The 23,665-nt window shown below is 48.2% G+C and carries 20 protein-coding genes; all 20 read left to right on the plus strand.

The genetic code is table 11. The features are described from left to right. Positions 1 to 133 precede the first annotated feature (133 nt). Entirely contained in the window at positions 134 to 1,327 is a 1,194-nt protein-coding gene (locus G441_RS0102335; protein WP_026374864.1) for a thiamine pyrophosphate-dependent dehydrogenase E1 component subunit alpha, read from the plus strand. Continuing rightward, on the plus strand, positions 1,320 to 2,297 hold the full coding sequence (locus G441_RS0102340; RefSeq protein ID WP_026374865.1) for an alpha-ketoacid dehydrogenase subunit beta: 978 nt from the start codon (positions 1,320 to 1,322) through the stop codon (positions 2,295 to 2,297). Before G441_RS0102335 ends, G441_RS0102340 begins: the two co-directional genes overlap by 8 nt. Before the next feature lie 14 nt (positions 2,298 to 2,311). Beyond that, a complete protein-coding gene (locus tag G441_RS0102345; protein WP_026374866.1) occupies positions 2,312 to 3,877 on the plus strand; it encodes a dihydrolipoyllysine-residue acetyltransferase in 1,566 nt (521 codons plus the stop codon). Positions 3,878 to 3,983: 106 nt separating this feature from the next. Next, complete coding sequence (locus G441_RS0102350) at positions 3,984 to 4,835, plus strand: 23S rRNA (adenine(2030)-N(6))-methyltransferase RlmJ (protein WP_026374867.1); 852 nt, start codon at positions 3,984 to 3,986, stop codon at positions 4,833 to 4,835. 3 nt (positions 4,836 to 4,838) lie between these two features. Further along, positions 4,839 to 6,677, plus strand: a complete 1,839-nt coding sequence (locus G441_RS0102355) for a protein kinase domain-containing protein (protein WP_026374868.1) — start codon at positions 4,839 to 4,841, stop codon at positions 6,675 to 6,677. A 25-nt stretch (positions 6,678 to 6,702) separates the two neighbouring features. Continuing rightward, positions 6,703 to 7,566, plus strand: a complete 864-nt coding sequence (locus G441_RS0102360) for an acyl-CoA thioesterase domain-containing protein (RefSeq protein WP_034474138.1) — start codon at positions 6,703 to 6,705, stop codon at positions 7,564 to 7,566. A gap of 3 nt (positions 7,567 to 7,569) precedes the next feature. Next, complete coding sequence (locus G441_RS0102365) at positions 7,570 to 8,094, plus strand: gamma carbonic anhydrase family protein (protein ID WP_026374870.1); 525 nt, start codon at positions 7,570 to 7,572, stop codon at positions 8,092 to 8,094. Between the two features lie 430 nt (positions 8,095 to 8,524). Further along, positions 8,525 to 9,604, plus strand: a complete 1,080-nt coding sequence (locus tag G441_RS0102370; RefSeq protein ID WP_051275276.1) for a pyridoxal-phosphate-dependent aminotransferase family protein — start codon at positions 8,525 to 8,527, stop codon at positions 9,602 to 9,604. Between the two features lie 71 nt (positions 9,605 to 9,675). Further along, positions 9,676 to 10,905 (plus strand): nucleoside recognition domain-containing protein, encoded by a 1,230-nt coding sequence (locus G441_RS0102375; RefSeq protein WP_026374872.1) that lies wholly within the window; start codon positions 9,676 to 9,678, stop codon positions 10,903 to 10,905. Between the two features lie 77 nt (positions 10,906 to 10,982). Continuing rightward, on the plus strand, positions 10,983 to 11,246 hold the full coding sequence (locus tag G441_RS0102380) for a lipoprotein (protein ID WP_026374873.1): 264 nt from the start codon (positions 10,983 to 10,985) through the stop codon (positions 11,244 to 11,246). Between the two features lie 76 nt (positions 11,247 to 11,322). Continuing rightward, positions 11,323 to 11,997 (plus strand): SIMPL domain-containing protein, encoded by a 675-nt coding sequence (locus tag G441_RS17730; RefSeq protein ID WP_169726037.1) that lies wholly within the window; start codon positions 11,323 to 11,325, stop codon positions 11,995 to 11,997. Between the two features lie 80 nt (positions 11,998 to 12,077). Then, entirely contained in the window at positions 12,078 to 12,566 is a 489-nt protein-coding gene (locus G441_RS0102390) for a GAF domain-containing protein (protein ID WP_240485065.1), read from the plus strand. Further along, on the plus strand, positions 12,563 to 12,847 hold the full coding sequence (locus G441_RS0102395; RefSeq protein ID WP_026374875.1) for a hypothetical protein: 285 nt from the start codon (positions 12,563 to 12,565) through the stop codon (positions 12,845 to 12,847). Before G441_RS0102390 ends, G441_RS0102395 begins: the two co-directional genes overlap by 4 nt. Positions 12,848 to 12,882: 35 nt before the next feature. Then, positions 12,883 to 13,548 (plus strand): RNA chaperone ProQ, encoded by a 666-nt coding sequence (gene proQ / locus G441_RS0102400; RefSeq protein ID WP_026374876.1) that lies wholly within the window; start codon positions 12,883 to 12,885, stop codon positions 13,546 to 13,548. A 4-nt stretch (positions 13,549 to 13,552) separates the two neighbouring features. Beyond that, a complete protein-coding gene (gene prc / locus G441_RS0102405) occupies positions 13,553 to 15,592 on the plus strand; it encodes a carboxy terminal-processing peptidase (RefSeq protein WP_026374877.1) in 2,040 nt (679 codons plus the stop codon). Between the two features lie 115 nt (positions 15,593 to 15,707). Next, complete coding sequence (locus G441_RS0102410) at positions 15,708 to 17,045, plus strand: sodium-dependent transporter (protein WP_026374878.1); 1,338 nt, start codon at positions 15,708 to 15,710, stop codon at positions 17,043 to 17,045. A 9-nt stretch (positions 17,046 to 17,054) separates the two neighbouring features. Then, on the plus strand, positions 17,055 to 18,530 hold the full coding sequence (nhaC, locus tag G441_RS0102415; RefSeq protein WP_026374879.1) for a Na+/H+ antiporter NhaC: 1,476 nt from the start codon (positions 17,055 to 17,057) through the stop codon (positions 18,528 to 18,530). Positions 18,531 to 18,548: 18 nt separating this feature from the next. Further along, positions 18,549 to 21,140, plus strand: coding sequence for an aminopeptidase N (pepN, locus tag G441_RS0102420; RefSeq protein ID WP_026374880.1), 2,592 nt, complete (start codon positions 18,549 to 18,551; stop codon positions 21,138 to 21,140). A 2-nt stretch (positions 21,141 to 21,142) separates the two neighbouring features. Next, on the plus strand, positions 21,143 to 21,373 hold the full coding sequence (locus G441_RS19470; protein ID WP_084407246.1) for a DUF2835 family protein: 231 nt from the start codon (positions 21,143 to 21,145) through the stop codon (positions 21,371 to 21,373). Between the two features lie 202 nt (positions 21,374 to 21,575). Continuing rightward, positions 21,576 to 23,657 (plus strand): DUF1302 domain-containing protein, encoded by a 2,082-nt coding sequence (locus G441_RS0102425; protein ID WP_026374881.1) that lies wholly within the window; start codon positions 21,576 to 21,578, stop codon positions 23,655 to 23,657. The last annotated feature ends 8 nt before the right edge of the window (positions 23,658 to 23,665 follow it).

Genomic DNA, 23,665 nt, shown 5'->3' on the forward strand with positions numbered 1-23,665 from the left:
CTAACCAGTGATCGAAATTGGTTGAAAATAGCAAGGCAGATTTGATGTTCATTAACTACCATACATGGCACAGTACGCTAACGAACAAGCAACATTTTGTTAGCAATTAAACCAACCCTACAGAGTGAATCGAATGCACGATAGAAATCACCTTGCTAATGTTGGTATGACACACGAAGTGAATGTCATTACCAACGGCTTGCTCGATATCCCTATGCTGCAGATGCTTGCCGAAGATGGTACGCCGCATAAAGAGGCAACGTTACCAGAACTCGATGAAAAAACGGCGAAAGATATTCTGCATGCCATGCAATATGTGCGTGTTCTGGATGAACGAATGATTGGCGCCCAGCGTCAGGGACGGATCAGTTTTTACCTTGCTTGTACAGGCGAAGAGGCGGCAACAACGGCGAGTGCAGCGGCGTTAAAGCCGCAGGATATGATCATGTCTCAGTACCGCGAACAGGGTGCACTTGCCTATCGTGGGTACACCACTGAGCAGTTCATGAACCAGATGTTCAGTAATGAGAAAGACCCGAACAAAGGTCGCCAGATGCCGATTCACTATGGCGACAAAGCATTAAATTTCATGACCATTTCTTCACCGCTGGGTACGCAAATTCCACAGGCGTCTGGCTATGCCTATGGCCAAAAGATGGAAGGCACAGATGCGGTAACTATATGCTATTTCGGTGAAGGTGCGGCCTCAGAAGGTGATTTCCACGCCGGTCTGAACATGGCTGCAGTATTAAACTGCCCGGTGATATTCTTCTGTCGAAATAATGGGTATGCCATTTCCACTCCTGCGTCAGAGCAATTTGCCGGTGATGGTATTGCTTCTCGTGGTATTGGCTATGGCGTTAAAACCATTCGTGTTGATGGCAACGACGTCATGGCTGTTTATGCAGCCACGCAAACTGCCCGTGAAATCGCCGTTAAAGAACAGTGTCCAGTTTTAATTGAAGCAATGACCTATCGTCTTGCCGCTCACTCAACCTCTGATGACCCAACAGGCTATCGCTCTCGTGAAGAAGAAGAAAAATGGCGCGCTAAGGATCCTATCGCACGCATGAAGGCGTGGATGACAGCACAGGGCTGGTTTGATGAAGAGGCAAACGCCAAAGTTGTTGAGAAAATGCGCGAAGATGTGCTTAACGAATTAAAACGTGTCGAAAAAGTGGATGTACCGGTGATTGATGAAATTATCGAAGACGTCTACGACACGCCTCCCTGGCATCTTAAAGCTCAGCTAAAAGAGCTGAAAGAGCACATCAGTAAATATCCTGAACATTACCCGAAAACATCAGGGAGGCTGAACCGTGGCTAAGATGAATTTATTGCAGGCTATTAATAACGCCCTGATCACGGCGATGGAAGAGAACGAAAAGGTCATGGTGTTCGGCGAAGACGTTGGGCATTTTGGTGGCGTATTTCGTGCCACCAGCAACCTTCAGGAAAAATTCGGAAAAGGACGTTGTTTCAATACGCCATTAACCGAGCAGGGGATTATTGGTTTCGCCAACGGCTTGGCTGCACAGGGTTCAAGCCCGGTAGCTGAAATTCAGTTTGGTGACTATATCTTCCCGGCATTTGACCAGATCGTGAACGAGACTGCTAAATGGCGCTATCGCAGTGGCGGTCAGTTCAGCGTGGGCACATTAACCATCCGTACGCCATACGGTGGCGGTATTGCCGGTGGCCATTATCATTCGCAATCTCCGGAAGCGTATTTTGCGCACACGCCGGGAATGAAAATTGTTATTCCTCGCAACCCATATCAGGCAAAAGGGCTGCTGTTAGCCTCCATTCGTGACGATAACCCGGTTCTGTTTATGGAACCGAAAAAGCTTTATCGCGCGTCCGTAGGCGAAGTGCCGGAAGACGATTACGAATTGCCAATTGGTAAAGCCGAAGTGATCAAAGAGGGTAAAGATATCACCCTGTTAGCATGGGGAGCGCAGATCGAAATTATCGAGAAAGCAGCTGAAATGGCCGAGAAAGACGGTGTCTCCGCTGAGATTATCGATTTGCGTAGCATTCTGCCATGGGATGCAGACACAGTGGCTGAGTCAGTCATGAAAACCGGCCGTCTGCTTATCAATCACGAAGCGCCATTAACTGGCGGCTTTGCCAGCGAGATAGCAGCAACCATTCAGGAGCGCTGTTTCTTATATCTGGAAGCGCCAATCAGTCGTGTGTGTGGCCTGGATACGCCTTATCCGCTGGCCCATGAGAAAGAATATATGCCTGATCACCTGAAAACCTACGAAGCGATCAAGCGTACTTTACAATATTAGGAGGATAGACAGTGATGACTGATTTTATACTGCCTGATATTGGCGAAGGCATCGTTGAATGTGAGTTGATTGAGTGGTTGGTCGAAGAAGGACAGCAGATCCAGGAAGACCAGCCTGTTGCCGAAGTGATGACCGATAAAGCAACGGTACAAATCCCCGCTATGCATTCTGGGGTGGTGAAAAAGCTGTATTACAAAGTCGGTGACATCGCCAAGGTGCATGAGCCACTTTTCGCGATGGAAATAGACGGTAACGCAAGTGCTGAACAACAAGCTGAATCATCAGAAGCTCTGGCTGCAGCAGCTAACGCGCCTGCCTCTAATGATGCAATTGATTTTATTTTGCCAGATATTGGTGAGGGCATCGTTGAATGCGAACTGATCAAATGGTTGGTCGACGAGGGTGAACAGGTTGCCGAAGATCAGGCAGTTGTTGAGGTAATGACTGATAAAGCCGTGGTTGAGATACCCTCAAAGTACGCAGGCACAATCGGTAAGCACTATTACCGTCAGGGCGATATCGCCAAAGTTCATACGCCTCTGTTTTCTATCTACACTGACGACGCCAATAACAGTGAGCAGGTTGCTGAAAAGCCATCTTCTGCACAAAATAAAGCGCCTGTCAGTTTGGAGGATAGCAACCCGTTCGATGCGGGACAGTTTGAGCCGCCGGTAGTCATTCCGGGTAAAGTGTTGGCCAGCCCGGCTGTCAGGCGCATAGCCCGCGAGCAGAATATTGATTTGTCTGCCGTGAAAGGCTCTGGCAAAAAGGGCCGCATCCTCAAACAGGATGTGCTTGAAAATGCCCCCTCTGGTGCTGCACAGCCGCACGCTACTGCGCAGAAAGCGACGCAAAAGGTAGCGGTCAGCTCCTCAGGTACGCGCACAGAGCCAATTAAAGGCATGAAAGCGGCAATGGCCAAGCAGATGACCAAATCTGTGTTTACCATCCCGCATTTCTCTGTCAGTGATGAGGTCAATATGAATGCCCTTATCGCACTGCGAGCGCAGCTTAAACCTGAGTTTGAAAAGCAGGGCGTGAAGCTAAGCTATATGCCATTTATCGTCAAAGCGTTGTCACTGGCGTTGACCAAATTCCCGGTCATCAACAGTCAGGTGAATGATGACTGCACTGAGATCACCTATTTTGACGATCACAACATCGGCATGGCTGTCGACTCCAAAGTTGGCCTGCTGGTACCCAACATCAAACAGGTCCAGAACAAGTCTATCTTTGAAATTGCGCAGGATATCGGACGTCTGACAGAGCTAGGCAGAGAAGGGCGCTTATCCAGCGATGATTTGAAAGGTGGCACAATCAGTATCTCTAATATTGGCGTGATAGGCGGAACGGTCGCCACGCCAGTCATCAACGCCCCTGAGTCAGCTATTGTGGCGTTAGGCAAGATACAGCGCCTGCCACGTTTTGATGATAATGATAATGTGGTTGCCGCCAATATCATGCATATTAGCTGGTCTGGTGATCACAGGATCATTGACGGAGCGACCATGGTAAGGTTTAGCAATCTGTGGCGCAGCTATCTTGAAAATCCAGTGACCATGCTTACTGCGCTGCGATAGAGATGTGCTGACGCTTGACTTTAATTAAACCCGTCGCAAGACGGGTTTTCTTTACGCTCTTTGATGCGTACACTTGAGTACAGATTTCACCAGTTAGAACACAACTTTGCTCAGTTATCTCCACGGTTTCCATGCTGGCAATCACGCCGATTTAATCAAACACTTCTGTTTATTTGCGCTGATTGAGCGTTTACAAAAGAAAAACAAGCCTTTCATCTATATCGATACACACAGCGGTGCCGGGCTCTATGACCTGAGCTCAGAGCAGTCACAGAAAACCGGCGAATATGCCAACGGAGTAGCCCGTCTGATGAACGCTGCAGTGACGGATAATGCACTACAGCGTTTTAAGCAACAGCTTGAGCCATTTATCGCCCAACGCCTTTATCCGGGCTCATGTTATCTGGCCTCGACCATGTTACGGGAACAGGACCGCGCCCAGCTAATGGAGCTGCATCCGACAGAAATTCAGGCATTGAGGCAAAACGTTAAGTCACCTCTGACGCATATCCATCATCGTGACGGCTTTGAAGGTGTGTTGGCCTTAAGCCCACCAGACATTCGCCGTGGTCTCGTGCTTATTGACCCACCTTACGAGCAGCGTAGGGAATATCAACAAGTCGCGCAGTGTGTTATCTCATTATTAAAAAAATGGCCACAGGCGATAGTCGCAATCTGGTATCCCATTCTGACGGCCCGAGCAGCTGAAAAGCGTGGATTGAGTGAAAAAATGGTCAATGAACTCTCTACCACACTAGATGTTGCTTCGCTTGATGTGCGACTCACTGTTGATGATCAACAAACTGACGTAGGAATGGTTGGCTCTGGAATGCTATTGTTTAACGCGCCGTGGCAGTTTGATAAGGACATTCATTCCGGCATTAAAACGCTGCATGACATTTTATCTGAGCAAGGCAAAGGACACTTTCATTGTCAGTGGTTAAAAGAGAGTGACTGACTAATGAAACGCGCACAGGAGCTAAAACACTTTTATATACCTGAAGAACAATCGATTTATCTGCTGTCGCACAAGGATGCTCAGAAGCTAAAAGACTGGTTTAAGTTGTGCACCGAGCAGCTCAAGCTGCTTGGCTATATGGATATTGAGATGATTGGCAAAGGCGCGTTTGGATTTGCGTTTGCAGGGCGTAGTCCGCAGGGTGAGGAGTTGGTATTTAAATTTTCACGCATTAACCTTCCTCAACACGTGCAGGATCGCCTCGAAGAAGAAGCATTCATGCTGAATCATGTCGACCATCCTCATGTCCCGCAGCTAGTTGAATTCCAGCGAATCGGCAAGCAGGCGATCCTGGTGATGCAAAGGGCGCGCGGGTTGGATCTTGAAAGGTACAGTCTTGAGCAAGGACCTTTACCGCCACGGTTAGTGGTCAAAATTGCTGCACAGTTGTGCGATGTCCTGATTGCGCTGCGTGAATTTCAGCAAAACGGCGAAGCAAAGCCCATCGTCCACGGCGATATCAAACCTTCCAACGTGGTATTTAATCCAGATGATGAAAGTATAGGACTGATTGACTGGGGCTCGTCTGTGTTTGCTCAACTTGATGAGACAGGGCAGTTTGTGGGCAACAACATCATGGATCTGATGTCAGGTGATATGCAGCAAACTAACGCTCGGTTAGGTGATGTGTATTTCATTGGCGATGAACAACTTAACGGTGGCCTTTCTTCACCACGCTTTGATGAACAGGGCATGGCCAGTACGCTCTATGCGCTGGCCTCCGGGCAATCCTGTCGATTTGGCAGACATGTGATCCCAGCCGCGGCTCTTAATTTACCGCGTCTTTTAGCTGAGCCACTGGACGCCATGTTGGGTGATGACGCACAGTTGCGAAGGCAAGCCGGAGACTATCTGCTGCGTAATATTCACAGTATCCGGCACATCGTATTTCACAGCGATAGCGTAGTGGTGCCGCCAGCCAGCCTCCTGCCTGTGTGGTCCCATGTTGAACACCGTGATATCGAGACCGTTGTTTATAGCTCGAGAAAATCTTTTTTACGGCAGGAAGGACTGGATAACGAACATGAGCTGAAATATGTCAATGACGCGCAGTTTGAACGATATTATAAAAATTATATGCAGGGCATGGGAGAAGCTGAAAAAGCCTTTATCGCCGCGGTTGGCAGGCTTGGGCGTTTTCCAGTAGTTGGGGGACTGGCAGTCAGGTGGCAGCCTGATGGTGTTTATATTGATTCCAGCCTGAATTTATATGAACAAAGCCTCAGACAATCCTTTGAATCTGCGGTTAACAACGTGGTTAACCTTGCCAGAGCCATTCATCGTGTCGGCATCTTTAAAAGCTGCATGTTCAACGCTAAAGATACCTTGCATATTGAGCGGGACAGTGAAGATGAACCGTTTACACCTTCACAAGGCATGTTCATACCCTACGAGGTGAGTAACGTATCCGTGGTGGAAGATGAATCCAGGATGCATTCCTATTTTGAAGACGGCGAAGATCCGGATGAATTACTTGCGTTACCGCCGCCAATGTTAACACTGTTGGAGCGCCTTAACGCGATACACCACACAGGCTGCATCATTTTTGAAGCATTACCTACGCACCTCAAAATCCACAGTTATTACACGTTGCTCGACCACAGCCGAGAGAGTGAATTTGCAGACTTGCTGGGGCGTATTATTGCATTGGTGCCACACATTGACGGCATCGGTATTTCAGGCTTTATGAAGCTGCCCTACAAAGACACCCGCTTTTTTGAACACGTTGCCCGAATGCCGGATAAGTATTACCCTCGCAACCCTCGACAAATCGCTAACTAATTGATTAAAAGAGTCTCCACACACCATGACAACAAACATTAAGTTATCGGATTTGCTGCAGCTTGAATCCATTGAAAGCTGCCTGTTCCGCGGCCAGAGTTGGGATCTGGGCTTTCGGGCCCTGTTCGGCGGTCAGGTATTGGCTCAGGCACTGTGTGCCGCCCAGCGTACCGTGCCAGAGGGCAGGTTATGTCATTCTTTCCACTCATATTTCCTCCTGCCGGGCGATGCATCATTGCCAGTCGTGTATGAAGTTGAACAAATACGAGATGGTGGGAGTTTTTCTGCGCGGCGGATAAAGGCGATTCAAAACGGAAAAAACATTTTCTATATGACGGCATCGTTTCAGGGGCAGGAGCAGGGTCTGGAGCATCAGTTCGCGGATATGCCAAACGTGCCGCCCCCTGATGAGGTGGAGCCAGATATAAAATGCTACGAAAATAATATTCACCGTATCAGTGAAAGAATGCGTGAGGCGCTTGCCTACCATAGACCGCTGGATGTGCGTACCGTCGACGCGGCTACTTCCTATCAGAGTGAAGTAAGGGATCCAATGCGTTCAATCTGGATGCGTGCACAGGAGCCTTCACAGCCTGATCTGGCAATTAATCAGGCCATGCTGGCGTATGCGTCGGATTACCATTTTTTGAGTACGTCTCTGCAACCGCATGGTATTGCCGTTACCCATAAGGGCTTGATGATGGCCACCATTGATCATGCAATGTGGTTTCATCGTCCATTTGATTTCAGCGAGTGGCTGCTTTATCAAATGGACAGTCCATTTAGCGGTTCTGCGCGAGGGTTGGTTCGCGGTCAAATCTTTAATAAAGAAGGTCACTTGGTGGCGTCAACCATGCAGGAAGGACTTATGCGACAGGTGACGGAGTAAATTATGATATTCAGTCTTGAACAGCGAAAAGTGACCAAAGGCAAGCAGGTATTTATTGCACCAGGTGCCTGCGTAATTGGCTCTGCGCAGTTGAAAGATCACAGTAGCGTATGGTTTAACGCTGTGATCCGCGCAGATAACGACGATATTATTATTGGTGAAGAGACCAATATTCAGGATGGCTCGGTATTACATGTCGATGAAGGCTGTCCGCTCGTTATTGGCAAGGGCGTTACCGTGGGGCATAAAGTTATGCTGCATGGCTGTACGATTGGAGACTACAGCCTGATTGGCATTAATGCAGTGGTACTTAATGGTGCCAAAATTGGCAAACATTGCCTCATCGGGGCCAACAGTCTGGTGACTGAGAACATGGAGATCCCCGATTATTCGCTTGTCATGGGCAGCCCAGCCAGGGTGGTGAAAACCATCCCCGCTGACAAGTGCGATATGTTTGTTGAATCTGCTGAGCATTACAAACAAAAAGCGCAGCACTATCTTGCTACTCTTAAACAGGAAACGGAATAAAAAAGGCCCAGAGCTATTGCTAGTCCTGGGCTTAGGGGAATGGCTCAAAAGGTTTGAGCCGTGCGCTAACTCTGTGCTTCTTTGGGAGAAGTAATCATAAATGATTAACAGAGACGATCATTGTAGAACATTATTGAACGAAAACTAAACAATTTTTTGTTCAATGTGGCGATTTTGCTCAAAGAATCAATTCATTACTCACTCAACAGCCGTCATAGCGGGGCCTGTGCACAGGTTTTGCACAGTTTGTGAATATTTTATGAACAGGTCTTGCATCACTAATAAGCATGGCAGTCATCATCCTCATTTTCAGTATTTATGTCGACTATTGAACGGTTGTGGTCTCTCTACAACGCGCTCACAATGCAAATAAATCATCAATAACTGGAGTTTTCCCGTGCAGTCTTTTGTACCTCCACTTAGAACGCTGATGGGACCAGGTCCCTCGGATATCCACCCTCAGGTTTTACAGGCCTTGTCAAAACCGACGATTGGTCACCTTGATCCACAGTTCGTCGGTTTGATGAACGACATCAAGCAGCTTTTGCAATATGCGTTCATGACCGACAATGAGCTAACCATGCCTATTTCCGCGCCCGGGTCAGCGGGAATGGAAGCCTGTTTCGTGAACTTAGTTCAGCCGGGCGACAAAGTGGTGGTGTGTCAAAATGGTGTATTCGGCGGGCGCATGAAGGAAAACGTCGAGCGCTGTGGAGGCATCCCCATTTTGATTGAGGATGATTGGGGTAAGCCGACAGATGCGAATAAGTTAGAGGACGCCCTAAAGCAGCATCCGGATGCGCAGTTTGTGGCATTCGTACATGCGGAAACCAGTACAGGCGTGCGCAATGATGCGGCATTACTGTGCGATATCGCCAGGCGTTACGACTGTCTGACTATTGTAGATGCAGTGACTGCGCTGGGTGGCATTGAGCTTCGTGTGGATGAATGGGGCATTGATGCGATTTATTCGGGCTCGCAAAAGTGCCTGTCCTGTGTGCCGGGCCTGTCTCCCGTTTCCTTTGGTCCGCGGGCCGTTGAAAGAATCAAACAAAGACGCAACAAGACGCAGAGCTGGTTTTTGGACATGGAATTAGTCATGGGATACTGGGGCGAGGGTGCCAAGCGTGCCTACCATCATACTGCTCCGGTTAATAGTTTGTATGCACTGCACGAGTCATTACTGATGTTGCATCAGGAAGGGCTTGAAAACGCCTGGCAACGACATGCAAATAAACATGCTAAATTGCATGATGGTCTGGTTTCTATGGGTCTGTCATTTGTTGTAGACGAACAGTATCGGTTGCCTCAGCTTAATGTTGTTAATATCCCCCCTGGCATAGACGATGCTGCAATTCGTACGCGTTTGCTGAACGAATTTGACCTGGAGATTGGTGCGGGGCTTGGTCCACTAGCCGGAAAGGTATGGCGTATTGGTCTGATGGGGCATGGTTGCAGCGACAAAAATATCGATTATTGTCTTGCCAGTCTCAAAGCGGTTTTAGCGTAACGCTTAACGTAGCGCATGATGATGCGCTAGACTAAGGCTTCGCAGAATAACAAGAATAAAGCGAGGCTACTGTGCTGCACCGTATTTGGCTGGCGTTTATCGTTAGCGCTTTTCTGGCCACGTGCTATCAGGCGTTTATATTGGGCGAGACTCAGGCGTTTGCGACCAGTATGGATGCGGTCACCAGTATGGCACGTCTCAGTGTTGATATTGCGATCGGGCTTATCGGTCTTTTAGCGTTTTGGTTGGGGATATTCAACGTCGCAGAGCGGGCAGGGATGATAGCCAGCGTGTCACGCTTCATAGAGCCATTATTGCGCCGGTTGATGCCTGATATACCGTGCGGTCACCCCGCTATCGGCAGTGTGACCATGAACATGTCCGCCAACGTGCTGGGATTGGATAATGCCGCTACGCCATTTGGCATCAAAGCGATGCAGGACATGCAAAGCCTGAACAACACGCCCGACACAATAACCAACAGTCAGATTTTGTTTCTGGTGTTGAATACGTCGTCGGTCACACTGTTTCCTATTACCGTATTTTTGTATCGGGCCGAGCAGGGCGCTGCATCACCTACAGATGTGTTTATTCCCATCTTGTTAGCCACCAGCGCGTCAACACTGGCAGGGCTGTTGATTACCTGCTGGGTACAGAAAATCAATATATTTCAACGCACAGTGATGTTGTATTTCGTTGCTGCATTTGCCCTGTTAGCAGCAATCATTGCTTACTTTAGCTCTATGGCTGCACAACAAATGGCATCATCTTCATCGCTAATCGCGAATGCACTATTGTTTAGCTTTGTTGTGATTGTCCTGTTGGTAGCCTGGCGACGCTCGCTGAATGGCTACGAGCTTTTTATTGAAGGCGCGAAAAGAGGATTTGAGTTAGCCATCACGCTTATTCCTTATCTGATTGCCATGCTATTTGCGATTGGCGTATTAAGAGCAAGTGGCATACTCGACTACGTGGCGCATTTTACCGCCATGGCTGCACAATCTGTTGGCATCGATGCCCGATTTACCGACGCCTTGCCAAACGCACTGATGAAACCACTTAGTGGCAGCGGCTCACGCGCGTTAATGATTGAAACGATGCAGCATCAAGGAGCCGATTCATTCGCGGGAAGGCTTGCCTCTGTCCTGCAGGGCTCTACCGAGACGACGTTTTATGTGCTTGCTGTCTATCTGGGCGCAGTGGGCATTAAACACAGTCGTTATGCTGTGGGCTGCTGTCTGGCGGCGGATGCGGCAGGGATAACCACTGCCATCATAGTCAGCTATTGGTTTTTTGGTTAAAGTAACGTGCGTTGGGTGGCGTGACAGCGCTACCTTTGCTATACCCAATACGGCATACAACAATAAGGAAAAACAGCATGAAAAAAGTCGGTGTTTCATTGCTAGCTCTGGCGGCAATTTTCACATTAAGCGCGTGCACAAAAATGACCAAAGAAAATTACGATGCGCTAAAGATGGGCATGAGTAAACCTGAAGTAGAGGCAATTATCGGCTCAGCGGATAGTTGCGAGGAAACGCTCGGTACATTGTCTTGTTTATGGGGTGATGAGAAGGGTAAATACATCAAGGTAAGTTTTGCTGGTGAAAGCGCCGTGTTCTTTGATCATGGTGGTCTTGAGTAAGAAACCATTCAGCAAATATTCATAGCGAGGCGTTAAGCTCAATACTAAAGATAGTATTGTCATTAGGATGTCGCTTATGCACGTAAGAATATTTTTCGCGTTTTGTCTGATTGCTCTGAGTGCTGGTGCAGCGAACGCTGTACCCAGCATTACCGTTTCAGGCACGGGAGACAGCGTAGCTGTGCCCGATCAGTTTACCTTCACCGCCGTGGTAGAAGAGCGCGGTGAAGTCGTCACCAAACTCCAACAAACTGTATCTCACAAAGTCAATCAAATCGTGACGCATTTATTGGACGCGGGTGTCGATCACAAACAGATTCAATCAATGCAAATTTCACTGACGCCATCTTATGAACGCACTGCGACAGGCTCAAGACAGAACGGATTTGTATTAAGTCGTCAAATCAACGTGGTTGTAAAGCAGCTGGATGATTACGCAGGTGTCGTTGATGGTGTTATCGCCGCGGGTGCAGCACGTCTGGAACGTTTTCAATTCGGTTTGTCTAACTCTGAAGCGGTATATCAACGTGCGCTGCAAAGTGCATTCGATAATGCAAGGGAGCGAGCTCTGGTACTAGCCAAACAGGCTGGCGTGGAACTCGGTAATGTGTTGTCGATGACCGAACATGGCAATGCCAGATCCATGCCAGTTACCCGCCAAATGATGATGGCAGAGAGCGCCGCTGCTGATTTGCCTGGCCAGGTAGTGAGCAGCAGCACGGTTCAGGTTGTATTTGAAATTAAACAATAGGGACGTTGCGCTTCTGTCCGGAATACAGTTTTGATAAACTGCGGCGCAGAATTGTCATTAACTACCAAGGTAAGCGTTTTTTGGACACTGGCGCAGTAATTGAACCCACCACAAATAAAGCTGAACTCTACCAGCAGATTCTAGAACAGGTAAAAGCGATAACGTTCGATGAAACAGATGCCGTTGCTAATATGGCCAATATCAGCGCGGTGCTGTTTCATGCTATGCCAGATATCAACTGGGCAGGCTTTTATCTGTACAAACAGCAGCAGTTAATACTTGGTCCTTTTCAGGGTAAGCCCGCCTGCATCAGAATTGCCATGGGTAAAGGTGTGTGCGGCACAGCTGCTGAATTAATGACTATTCAACGTATTGAAAACGTGCACGAATTCAAAGGGCATATCGCCTGCGATTCGGCCTCCAATTCAGAAATTGTGATACCGGTGACGTTAAACGGTGAACTTTATGGTGTGTTAGATATCGACTCGCCACAGTTTGCCAGATTTGATGATGTCGACCAACACGGCCTGACTGCAGTGGTAAAACATTTTGAGTCTACGTTGTCATGAAATCGTTGGTCGACATTCACGTCGTGTTGGCAACAGCGTCGGATCTTGAGGATGACTGGGACGAGCAAGCCGACGAAGCTGCTGACAGACTAAATACGATTCTACATATGGCTTTTGATCGCGCTGATGAAGATATCAGCGTGACCACACTTGAAAACGTACTCCAATTTATTTGGGAAAATTGGCGTAACGACAAACACTTGCTCGATATTGATGATGTAGACCTCAGCGACTGGGTTGACCATCTGTTGGCAACTTGGGATGATGAGGAAATTGAGTAATGCCCGATACCATGAAAGAGACACCAGCGGACGCAATGGATACGCAGGAAAAATTCACCACCAGCAAAGAGGTGATTGCCTTCTTAGCGCAATCTTTCCCTAACTGCTTTAGCCTTGAAGGTGACGCAAAACCACTGAAAATCGGTATTTTTCAGGACCTGGCAGAGCGACTTGAGCAGGACGAACGCGTCAGCAAAACCTTATTGCGTACCTCTCTTCGCCACTATACAAACAGCTGGCGTTATTTGCATTCCATGCGCGAAGGTGCCCACCGCGTCGACCTTGATGGTAACCAGGATGCGGTAATTGAACAGGAACATGCGGAGCACGCAAAGCAGCAGCTTGAGGAAAGCAAAGCTCGTGTTGCGGAAAAACGCAAGCAGACTAAAGGGCCAAAGAAACCGCGTTCGGACGTCAATGGCGGGGCAAAAAGGCCAAAAAATTCAACAGCTACAAAAACAAAAACTACAATTAAAGGAACTAAACCCAATAATTCGAAGCCAAAGAGCATTGTACCTGCACAAAAACTGACAGACGATGATTTGAAATCAGGCACCAGAGTGACGGTAAAAGTAGGGCGCGAACCCATGCTTGCAACGATCACTGAAGTGGCGAAAGATGGGATCAACGTACAACTCGATACGGGTATGTCTGTGAAGGTACAGCAGGATAAGTTACGTTTGGCTCGTTCCAAGAGGTAGTAATATGAAGCAATTGTTAAGACTGTCGCTGGTCGGCGTAGTAGTCACCACCTGTTTTTCAGTTCAGGCTGTCAAAACCACTGAAAGTGCCGAGTCTTTACCAGTACTTGAGCAGGAAGCACAACATTCCATAGCCGCCAAGCGAGTCTCAGCATTATTCACCCGCGCACACTATAAAGATATCGACCTTGATGACGAGCTATCATCCAAGGTTTATGAACGCTTCCTGCGTTCGCTCGATATGAACCGCAATATTTTTACACAAGCCGATGTTAGTGGCTTCGAGAAATATCGCGATGCGTTTGATGACGCACTGCAGCGCGGTAATATGCAAATTGCTTACGACATGTACCAGCTCAACCTACAGCGGCGTATCGAACGCTACGAGTACGCACTTTCTCTATTAGATAAACCGTTCGATTTCGAGAAGAAGGGCGATGCGTTCCATTATGACCGCAAAGACGCTGAGTGGCCTGCCAGTCAACGTGAACTCGATGAGTTATGGCGTCAGCGCGTGAAATATGACGCATTGAATCTCGACTTGGCTGATAAAACGCCAGAAGAGATAAAAGAGCTACTTACTAAGCGATACGAGCGTGCCATAAAACGGCTGACCCAAACGAAAAGCGAAGATGTTTTCCAGGCTGCGATGAATGCGTTTGCTGCCAGTATTGAAGCACATACTCGCTATTTATCTCCGCGCAATTCCGACCGCTTCCAAATGGATATGAACCTGTCGTTCGAAGGCATTGGTGCCGTGTTGCAGAGTGAAGACGATTACACCGTGATCCGCAGTATCGTTCCAGGCGGTCCGGCTGATTTGTCAAATCAGATAAAACCAGAAGATAAGATCATCGGTGTCGCACAGGATGACGAAGAGTTCGTTGATGTGATTGGCTGGCGTTTAGATGAAGTGGTCGAGCTTATCAAAGGGCCTAAGGGCAGTGTGGTGCGGTTGCAGGTGAAAAAAGGTTCATCCAAAGCAACAACGCCGAGCATTGTGAGTCTCACCCGCGACAAAATTAAGCTTGAAGACAGGGCGGCCAAGTCAAAGGTTTATCAACCTGAAACGGGCGAGATGCAAGGCCAGAACATCGGTGTGATCACCATACCTTCTTTCTACAACGACTTACATAAAGACGTTAAGAAAGAGATCACTGCGCTGACCGAACAAAATGTTGATGGCATCATCGTCGATTTACGCGGCAACGGCGGCGGCTCACTGACTGAGGCAACGTTGCTCACCGGTTTGTTTATCGACAAGGGGCCTGTTGTCCAGATCCGTGATGGCGCGGGTCGTATAACGGTCAATCGCGACACTGACGGCATGGTCTTTTACGATGGACCGTTAACGGTATTGGTGGATCGCTACAGTGCCTCTGCGTCAGAAATCTTCGCTGCAGCCATGCAGGATTATGGCAGAGCGCTTATTGTAGGTGAACAGACCTTCGGTAAAGGAACCGTGCAGCAGCATCGTGGCTTGGGACGTATTTATGACCTCTACGATAATCCGCTTGGTGCTGTGCAATTTACTATCGCTAAGTTCTATCGCATCAACGGCGGCAGTACTCAGCATCAGGGCGTTATTCCGGACATCAAGTTCCCATCAGCCATTGATCCTGAAGAGTGGGGTGAGAGTCAGGAAGAAAACGCATTGCCTTGGGACAGTATCCGACGCGCTAATTATGCGACATTCGGTGAAACCGAAAGCACTGTGATGAATATCGCTGAGCATCACAAGAGTAGAATCAAAGCCGATCCTGAGTTCGCGTACATCTACACTGACATTGAAGAATATAAAGAGCGTAAAGATCGCAAAACGATATCGCTGGTCAAGTCCGAGCGTCTGGCAGAAAAGCAGGAGGCTGAAGATAAGCAGCTGAAGCGTGCGAATGAAAGATTACAGCGGATGGGCAAAGAAACGGTCGCAAGTTTGGAAGATTTACCAGATGAATTTGAAGAGCTGGACCCGTTCCTGGATGAAGCAGCGAAAATAACGCTGGATGTTATTCAATCGGGCAAATATGCACTTTCATCTAAATGATCGGCAGATTTAACCAACAAGGGGCTACACTTAGCCCCTTTTTCATGTGAACATCACCATCCCGTAAAGGCATTAGCCGTATTTTACAAAGATAACAATAACAACAGAGGCAACCATGAGTGCTCGCGGAGAGTTTTCTTCTAAATTAGGTTTTATCCTTGCTGCAGCAGGCAGTGCGGTTGGACTAGGTAACATCTGGGGCTTCCCTACACAGGTCGCCAGTAATGGCGGTGCAGCATTTGTACTGGTGTATATTGTGCTGGCATTTTTGCTGGCCTATCCGGTGTTAATGGCAGAATTGATCATCGGCCGTGCAAACCGCTCGAATATGGTTGACGCGCTGGGCAAGGTATCTGGCTCCAAAATTGGTCGTTTGACGGGTATATGGGGCGGGATCACCGTTTCCATGATTCTGGCCTTTTATGCCATTGTGGGCGGCTGGATGATAGCCTTCTTTTTGCAGTCAATTACCGAAGTCATAGGTGCCGACACTGCATCGGCATGGTTAACCGAATTTTCATTAAGCCGTAACCTTATTCTGTGTGCTGTGTTTATGGCGCTTACCGCATCCATTGTCAGCGGTGGGGTGAGTAATGGCATCGAACGCTGGTCAGTCAGACTCATGCCCACGCTGATTATCATCATTGTTCTGCTTATCCTGTATGTCAGTTTTCAGGATGGCGCAATTGATGGATGGAAAACCTATCTTCTGCCCGATTTTTCGAGAGTCTGGCAGCCCGATCTATTGATTAGTGCCATGGGACAGGCGTTCTTTTCGATGTCATTAGGGGTGGGCACCATGCTGGTATATGGCTCCTATGTGTCTAAATCAGAGAACCTACCAACGCTTGGCGCATCTGTCGCGCTAGTTGATATTGGTGTGGCAATTTTAGCCGGCATGCTGATTATCCCTGCTATGTACGTGGCGCTAGCCAATGGCGTGGAAATTTTTGCTGCTGACGGCAGCCTTATCGAAGGCGATAGCCTTATCTTTACGGTATTACCTGCACTGTTTGACAGTATGGCGGGAATCGGTCTGTTTGTCGGTCTGGCGTTCTTTGCACTGATGGTCATTGCAGCACTGACGTCGTCAATCTCGATGCTTGAGGTGCCTGTCGCATATCTGGTTGAGAGTAAAAATCTTGGCCGTAAACGCTCAGTGTGGATGTTGGCAGCGGGTATTTATGTTGCCAGCGTTACCATCATGCTTAACTTCGAGCAATTATTTGGTTTAGTCATTTCTGCAACGACGCAGTACAGTCAGCCTCTGCTTGGTTTAGCGCTTTGTATTTTTGCTGGCTGGGTATGGCGTCGTGATGCCATTTTGCGGGAACTCAAACACGGTAACGAAGATATTGAAGGTACGCTATTTTGGAAGATCTGGCCCTGGTACATTCGTTTTGTTTGTCCCGTGATCATTATCTTAATGTTTTACCGTTCAGTGACGGGCTAGGGAGAGCACATGTCAGAATCATCTCAAAGCACAATTAAAGAGCCGTCATTACTTGATGCACTGATACCTATCGTGATGCTGGTCACAATGATGGCCGCGGCCGTCATTTTGTTTGGCGACAGTTCTTCTTACGGCCCGAACCAGATTGCGCTGCTGTTGGGAATGGGCGTAACCGCCATTATAGGCATGAAAAATGGCCACACGTGGGACAGCATCGAAAAAGGTATTATTAAAGGGATTTCAATGTCTCTTGGTGCGTGTCTGATTCTTTTTGCAGTAGGCTCACTGATCGGCACCTGGATGCTGTCTGGCACCGTCCCTATGCTGATTTATTATGGCCTGGAGTTATTAAATCCCAGCGTATTTTATGCAGCGACCTGTCTGATTTGTGCCATCGTCGCGATGAGCATTGGAAGCTCCTGGACGACTGCAGCCACCATCGGTGTGGCGCTGATGGGCGTGTCTGAAGGCATGGGCGTATCGACTGCAGTGACGGCCGGCGCGGTGATCTCTGGTGCCTATTTTGGTGACAAAATCTCGCCTCTTTCGGAAACCACGAATCTTGCGCCCGCGGTGGCAGGTACAAACCTGTTTGAACATATTCGCTATATGATGTGGACGACGATTCCCAGCATTGTGTTGTCGCTGTTACTGTTTTTGCTGTTGGGGCTGAATGAGTCAAACGAAGTCAATGCACAGAGCATTGAAGCCATGAAAACGTTGCTGCAGTCAGAGTTTGAACTAGGCGTGCACTTGCTGGTTCCTCTTGTGGTGCTGCTGGTGCTTGCACTTCGAAAAATGCCTGCATTTCCTGCCGTATCAATCGGCGCGCTGCTTGGTGCGTTATGGGCAATATTATTTCAGACCGATGTCGTTAACAGTATGGCCGAAGATGGCGTGTCATCTGCCACTGCGCAATTGATTGTGGTGTGGACGGCACTGTTTGACGGCGTGAGTTTCTCAACACCCAGTGATAGCTTAAACGACCTGCTAAGCCGAGGCGGTATGTCATCCATGCTGAACACCATTTGGCTGATTGTCTGTGCGATGTCTTTTGGCGCAGTGCTGGACAAAGTCGGGCTGCTTAATCGCGCCGTAAGTGCCATTCTCAAGGGCGCAAAAAGTGCAGGCGATATGGTACTTCGGACTATTCTTACCTGTATTGGCATCAACTTGGTCACGGCCGATCAGTACATGGCAATCGTGATGCCGGGACGCATGTACAAAAATGAGTTTGAAAAGCGTGGTTTGGACCAACTGAACCTGTCCCGCAGCCTGGAAGACGGTGGTACCCTGACGTCACCGCTTATCCCCTGGAATACCTGTGGTGCGTACATGCATGGCGTACTCGCTGTGCATCCGTTTGAATATATCTTCTATGCGTTCTTTAACTTAATTAGTCCTGTTCTCGCAGTCATATACGCCTTCCTCGGTATTAAGATCCTGCGATTGCAGCCACCACAAGTGGTGACCAAGGCCGACTAAATATCTATGGAGTTAAGCATGTCTTCACCCCAGATAAAACGACGTTCAGACTACCAACAACCCGACTTCCTGGTGTCGCATACCCGGTTAATATTCGGGCTGGAACCGAATCAGACAAAGGTTACAGCGATACTGAAAGTACAGCGCAATGGCCAGCACCAGCGTCCGTTGGTGCTTGACGGTGAAAAGCTGACTTTGCTGTCAGTACAGGTAAATGGCGCAGACGTCGCCTATCGAAATGACGACACGAGTCTGACTATTGATGTCGCCGATGATTCGTTTGAAACGACGATAGTGACGCACATTAACCCTGCCGAAAATACTTCACTGGAAGGTCTGTACTTGGCGGCCGATGCATACTGTACGCAATGTGAAGCAGAGGGCTTCCGTAAAATCACCTATTATCCGGACAGACCGGATGTCATGTCTGAATATACCGTCACAATCATTGCTGACAAATCGCTTCCTCACCTGTTGTCAAATGGCAATAAGATAGACGAGGGGATGACAGAAGATGGCAAGCACTTTGTTACCTGGCATGACCCATTTAAGAAACCTAGTTATCTGTTTGCATTAGTGGCTGGCGATTTTGATGTGTTGACAGACACCTACACAACTGGCAGCGGTCGGAACGTGGACATTGCACTTTTTGTGGATAAGGGAAAAGCACACCTGGGTGACCATGCCATAGCGTCTTTGAAACGGGCGATGGCCTGGGATGAAAAAGAGTACGGGCTGGAATATGACCTGGATATCTACATGGTTGTCGCGGTAGATTTCTTTAACATGGGGGCCATGGAGAATAAGGGCCTAAACGTATTCAATTCCAAATTCGTGTTGGCTGACAGCGAGACGGCAACAGATGAAGATTACTACAACATAGAATCTGTCATCGCGCACGAATATTTTCACAATTGGACGGGGAATCGTGTGACCTGCAGAGACTGGTTCCAGCTCAGCCTCAAGGAAGGTCTCACTGTGTTCCGCGATCAGCAATTCAGCGCTGATATGGCCAATCCATTAACGACCCGAATTAAAAACGTCAAAGTCATGCGCGAGCATCAGTTTGCCGAGGATGCCAGTGCCATGTCACATCCCATCCGCCCGGATGAAGTGGTAGAAATGAATAATTTCTACACAGTGACTGTCTATGACAAGGGCGCTGAAGTTATTCGCATGTTACACACTATGTTAGGTAGAGATGGATTCCGCCGCGGCATGGATCTCTATTTCGAGAGGCATGACGGACAGGCTGTAACCTGTGATGACTTTGTTAACGCCATGCAGGACGCCAGCGACATTGACCTGACCATGTTTAAGCGTTGGTATGGTCAATCTGGTACTCCGAAAGTCGTCATCGACGATACCTTTGATCCGCAATCTGGCCACTATTCACTCTCACTGATACAGCAAAATTTGCCAACGGCCGATCAGCGAGAGAAATTACCATTACACATCCCGATTGCACTTGAAATACTGGACCGGCAGAGTGGGGCGGCGTTGCCTGTTGACGAATCAGGTTCAACGCAGGGAGTACTGCCGCTTGTGACTGAACACCACCGCCATGACGTGCCTGGTCAGTTTAGCGATAAACCAGTGCCGGTATTACTTGGCGGTTTCTCCGCGCCGGTAAAGATTGATTATCAGTATACTGCGGATGAGCTACTGCATATTGTAATGCATGCGCAGGACGATTTTTCCCGATGGGATGCCAGTCAGCAGTTTTATAGTCACTGTATTCATCAACGTGCGAACGGCGATAGTGCTGACATGACCGGCTTGCTGGTAGACGGTGTGGGCAAAGTCCTTGAACGCTGTGCCGATAACCCGGGCCTGCTTGCAGAAGTGCTGGTATTACCCAGCTTCGAAACACTCTGTCAGCAAGTTGACCGTGTTGATATAGATAGCCTCTATGCTGCACGCAAGCACGTTAAAGCCACTATCGCTACGTCACTGGCTGATAAAATAAAGGAACTACGTGAATTTTCGGCTAATACGCCATATCGGTACAAGCAGCAGCAGGTCACGCAGCGCCGCCTTAACAACGTCATTCTTGACTACCTGGCGTTGACAGAACATGGTCATACTCAGGTCTTTGAACAATTCGAACTGGCGAATAATATGACCGATAGCCTTGGAGCACTGAAAGCAAGTCAGCAGCTGGATGCTGAAGTGTTTGATGGCTTGATGGAGACGTTTGAAAAACGCTGGCGTGATGAACCTCTGGTATTGGACAAGTGGTTTGGCTTGCATGCAACCACGCCACGAGACGATATATTGTCCCGGCTAGAGTTACTGCAGGCCCATGCGCAGTTCAGTGCTAACAACCCTAACCGTGTGCGCGCGTTAATTGGGGCATTCGCGTTTTATAACACGCCAGGGTTTCATCATGGTTCAGGCAGTGGATACCGTTTTTTGACGGATTACCTGTTACGGTTAGATAAGGTCAATCCTCAGGTTGCATCCCGCTTGCTGACACCGCTGATACAATGGCAAAAACTGGATGACAACAGACAAGCTAAAATGAAGCATCAGTTAGTCAGATTGCTGGACGAACCTAGCTTAAGCGCTGATATGTATGAAAAAGTGAGTAAGAGTCTGAGTGCCTGAGTATGCACAACACCAGAGTGTTTACTTTTTCGTTAGCCTTGTCCTATGCGGAATGCGAAAACCTGTATCAAACAGGGATAAATTCTGCCGTGATGACCGCCGATAGCGGTGAGCGGGTCCAGGTACCCACTCGAAATTTACGTCCGTTTGTCGGACGGGATGGGTTAAGAGGGCGATTTCGTTTAATTATTGACGGCAACAATAAAATAAAAAGTTTCGAACGCATGGCATAACATTCTGCGCCGTGTTTAGTGTTTAAATATGGAATTTGGGCGAAAATTAACCTGTTGAAAAGAAACAAAAAAACAGTTTGATTTAACTGGTACGATTTGTTCTTGCGATTAGCGCTAAATGATGTAATCATTTTGTTAACTATCGTCTAAACTGGTCTAAAGCACTGCTCAATATTTTTTTGCAGTGAAGGAGAATAAAAATATGCAACGTGGGCCTACCTCTTTTTCTAAGTCACCACTCAGTGTAGCGCTCGCCAGTGCGCTGGCGGTTTCAGCGGCAAGCACTCAAGCTGCCAGTTGGAATTTTGGTGACGTGTCTGTCACGCTCGACTCAAACTTCACACTCGGCACCAGTATCAGAGTTGAAGATCGCGACTTCAGCCGCATAGGCGCCAGTAATGGCGTGCAGTTTGACTGGTCTGGTTATAACGCCGCAACGAATGTGATTTATCCGTCTTACGATGTGTGGAATCTCGGTAACGGCGGTTATTCAACCAACGGTGACCTCGGCAACCTGTCCTTTGATAGCGGCAGTGCATTTTCATCGCAGTTTTCAGGTTTACATGAATTAGACATTAACTACGGTGACTTTGGTTTCTTCGCACGTGGTTTTTACTTTTATGATTTCGAGCTAAACAATGGCAGTCGTCCCTGGGTTAACCCCATCACCGGACAAGAAGCCGATCCATGTTCATATAAATATGCCCGTCAGGAGCTCTGTGCTGATATCAGATTGTTAGATGCGTTTGCATACATGGATACCTGGGTTGGCGATATGCCACTTTCTATTCGTGTTGGTGAGCAGGTTGTCAGCTGGGGTGAAAGTACACTTATTCAGCATGGTATTAATACCACAAACCCTGTTGACGTAACCCGTGCACGTGCACCGGGCGCAGAACTGAAAGAGATATTCATACCGGTTGGTTTGGTACAAGCTTCTCTTGGTCTGACTGAGACCGTGAGTCTTTCTGCATATTACCAGTACGACTGGGAAAAGAGTCTGTTACCCGTCGCTGGTAGCTATTTCGCGACCAATGACTTTGCCGGCGCTGGCGGTCATTTGAGCAATATACAGCTCGGCTTTGCGGGTAACCCTGATATTGATTTAAATCACTTACTTAGCGAAATGAATGCATTGGGTGATGCTCTGCGTAGCGGCGCCAATCCTACTGCGATTTCTGGCGCACTGCTTGCCTATGCAACGAAAGTCGGCGTGCGTCAACCGGGCGACTTAGCCGACGAGCAAGCTGACAATCAGGGACAGTATGGTATTAAGGTAGGTTGGTTTGCAGAAGATTTGAATGAAACGGAATTCGGCTTCTATCACATCAATTACCACAGCCAGCGTCCTATCATAAATGGTATCGCTTCTGACTTTACCGCAGCAGGTATCGGTGCGGATCTGGCATACCTCGCGTCAAACACCATGACTGAGGACAATATCGCTAATCTGAAAACGTTTTCAAAAGCGGTATTTACTTATCCGGAAGACATCAAATTGTACGGTGTGAGCTTTAATACCAATATTGGTACCACAGCCTTGCAAGGTGAAGTGGCATACCGTGTAGATGAGCCACTGCAGATGGACGATGTTGAATTGCTCTATGCAGCCATGCCAGAGCAATTGGCAAAAGCAGGACTGCGTCCTGATCTAGCGGGTATTTCTCAGTACAACAATCTGACTGACCGTCCTGAAGTTGGTCCTGGTGGTATCGTTGACGGTGCACTGTATTCAGACACTGTGCAGGCGCAGTTTACCTTGTCACATATCTTCGGTCCGGCGCTGGGTACTGATAACCTCATCCTGTTAGGAGAGGCCGGTATTGTGCGTATTCAGGATATGCCTGACCAGTCCGTTATTCGTCTGGAAACACCCGGAACACCGCGTTCAGCATCTCTGCAGCCGATTGTTAATGCAGACGGTACACTCAATTTCAGAGAAGGGCTGCATAACGCACTGTCAAACGGTCCTGAAACCAATGAATTTGCATCGCAAAGCGCATGGGGCTACCGCCTCATTGCAGTTGCCGACTATAACAACGTGTTTAGCGGCATAAACTTAAGAACACGCGCTGCATTCTCTCACGATGTGAACGGTACAACGCCTAATCCTTTGTTCCTGTTTACAGAAGATGTTAAATCGGCGTCAATTTCTTTCACGTTCGATTATCTGAGTAAGTGGTCAGCCAGTGCGTCATACAATTCGTTCTGGGGTGGAAACGGTACTGCCAACGCACTTGCAGATCGTGACTTCGTTTCTTTCAATATTAAGTATGCAATCTAATGAGAGGT

The organism is Aestuariibacter salexigens DSM 15300, from assembly GCF_000429145.1.
Lineage (GTDB): Bacteria > Pseudomonadota > Gammaproteobacteria > Enterobacterales > Alteromonadaceae > Aestuariibacter > Aestuariibacter salexigens.

Bases quoted from the DNA above. Each gene is read 5' to 3' on its own strand.
- G441_RS0102360 (WP_034474138.1), top strand. From the start codon at position 6,703: ATGACAACAAACATTAAGTTATCGGATTTGCTGCAGCTTGAATCCATT.
- nhaC (WP_026374879.1), top strand. From the start codon at position 17,055: ATGTCAGAATCATCTCAAAGCACAATTAAAGAGCCGTCATTACTTGAT.
- G441_RS0102410 (WP_026374878.1), top strand. From the start codon at position 15,708: ATGAGTGCTCGCGGAGAGTTTTCTTCTAAATTAGGTTTTATCCTTGCT.
- G441_RS0102425 (WP_026374881.1), top strand. From the start codon at position 21,576: ATGCAACGTGGGCCTACCTCTTTTTCTAAGTCACCACTCAGTGTAGCG.
- G441_RS0102355 (WP_026374868.1), top strand. From the start codon at position 4,839: ATGAAACGCGCACAGGAGCTAAAACACTTTTATATACCTGAAGAACAA.
- G441_RS0102395 (WP_026374875.1), top strand. From the start codon at position 12,563: ATGAAATCGTTGGTCGACATTCACGTCGTGTTGGCAACAGCGTCGGAT.
- G441_RS0102365 (WP_026374870.1), top strand. From the start codon at position 7,570: ATGATATTCAGTCTTGAACAGCGAAAAGTGACCAAAGGCAAGCAGGTA.
- G441_RS17730 (WP_169726037.1), top strand. From the start codon at position 11,323: ATGCACGTAAGAATATTTTTCGCGTTTTGTCTGATTGCTCTGAGTGCT.
- G441_RS19470 (WP_084407246.1), top strand. From the start codon at position 21,143: ATGCACAACACCAGAGTGTTTACTTTTTCGTTAGCCTTGTCCTATGCG.
- proQ (WP_026374876.1), top strand. From the start codon at position 12,883: ATGGATACGCAGGAAAAATTCACCACCAGCAAAGAGGTGATTGCCTTC.
- pepN (WP_026374880.1), top strand. From the start codon at position 18,549: ATGTCTTCACCCCAGATAAAACGACGTTCAGACTACCAACAACCCGAC.
- G441_RS0102345 (WP_026374866.1), top strand. From the start codon at position 2,312: ATGACTGATTTTATACTGCCTGATATTGGCGAAGGCATCGTTGAATGT.
- G441_RS0102335 (WP_026374864.1), top strand. From the start codon at position 134: ATGCACGATAGAAATCACCTTGCTAATGTTGGTATGACACACGAAGTG.
- G441_RS0102370 (WP_051275276.1), top strand. From the start codon at position 8,525: ATGGGACCAGGTCCCTCGGATATCCACCCTCAGGTTTTACAGGCCTTG.
- prc (WP_026374877.1), top strand. From the start codon at position 13,553: ATGAAGCAATTGTTAAGACTGTCGCTGGTCGGCGTAGTAGTCACCACC.
- G441_RS0102380 (WP_026374873.1), top strand. From the start codon at position 10,983: ATGAAAAAAGTCGGTGTTTCATTGCTAGCTCTGGCGGCAATTTTCACA.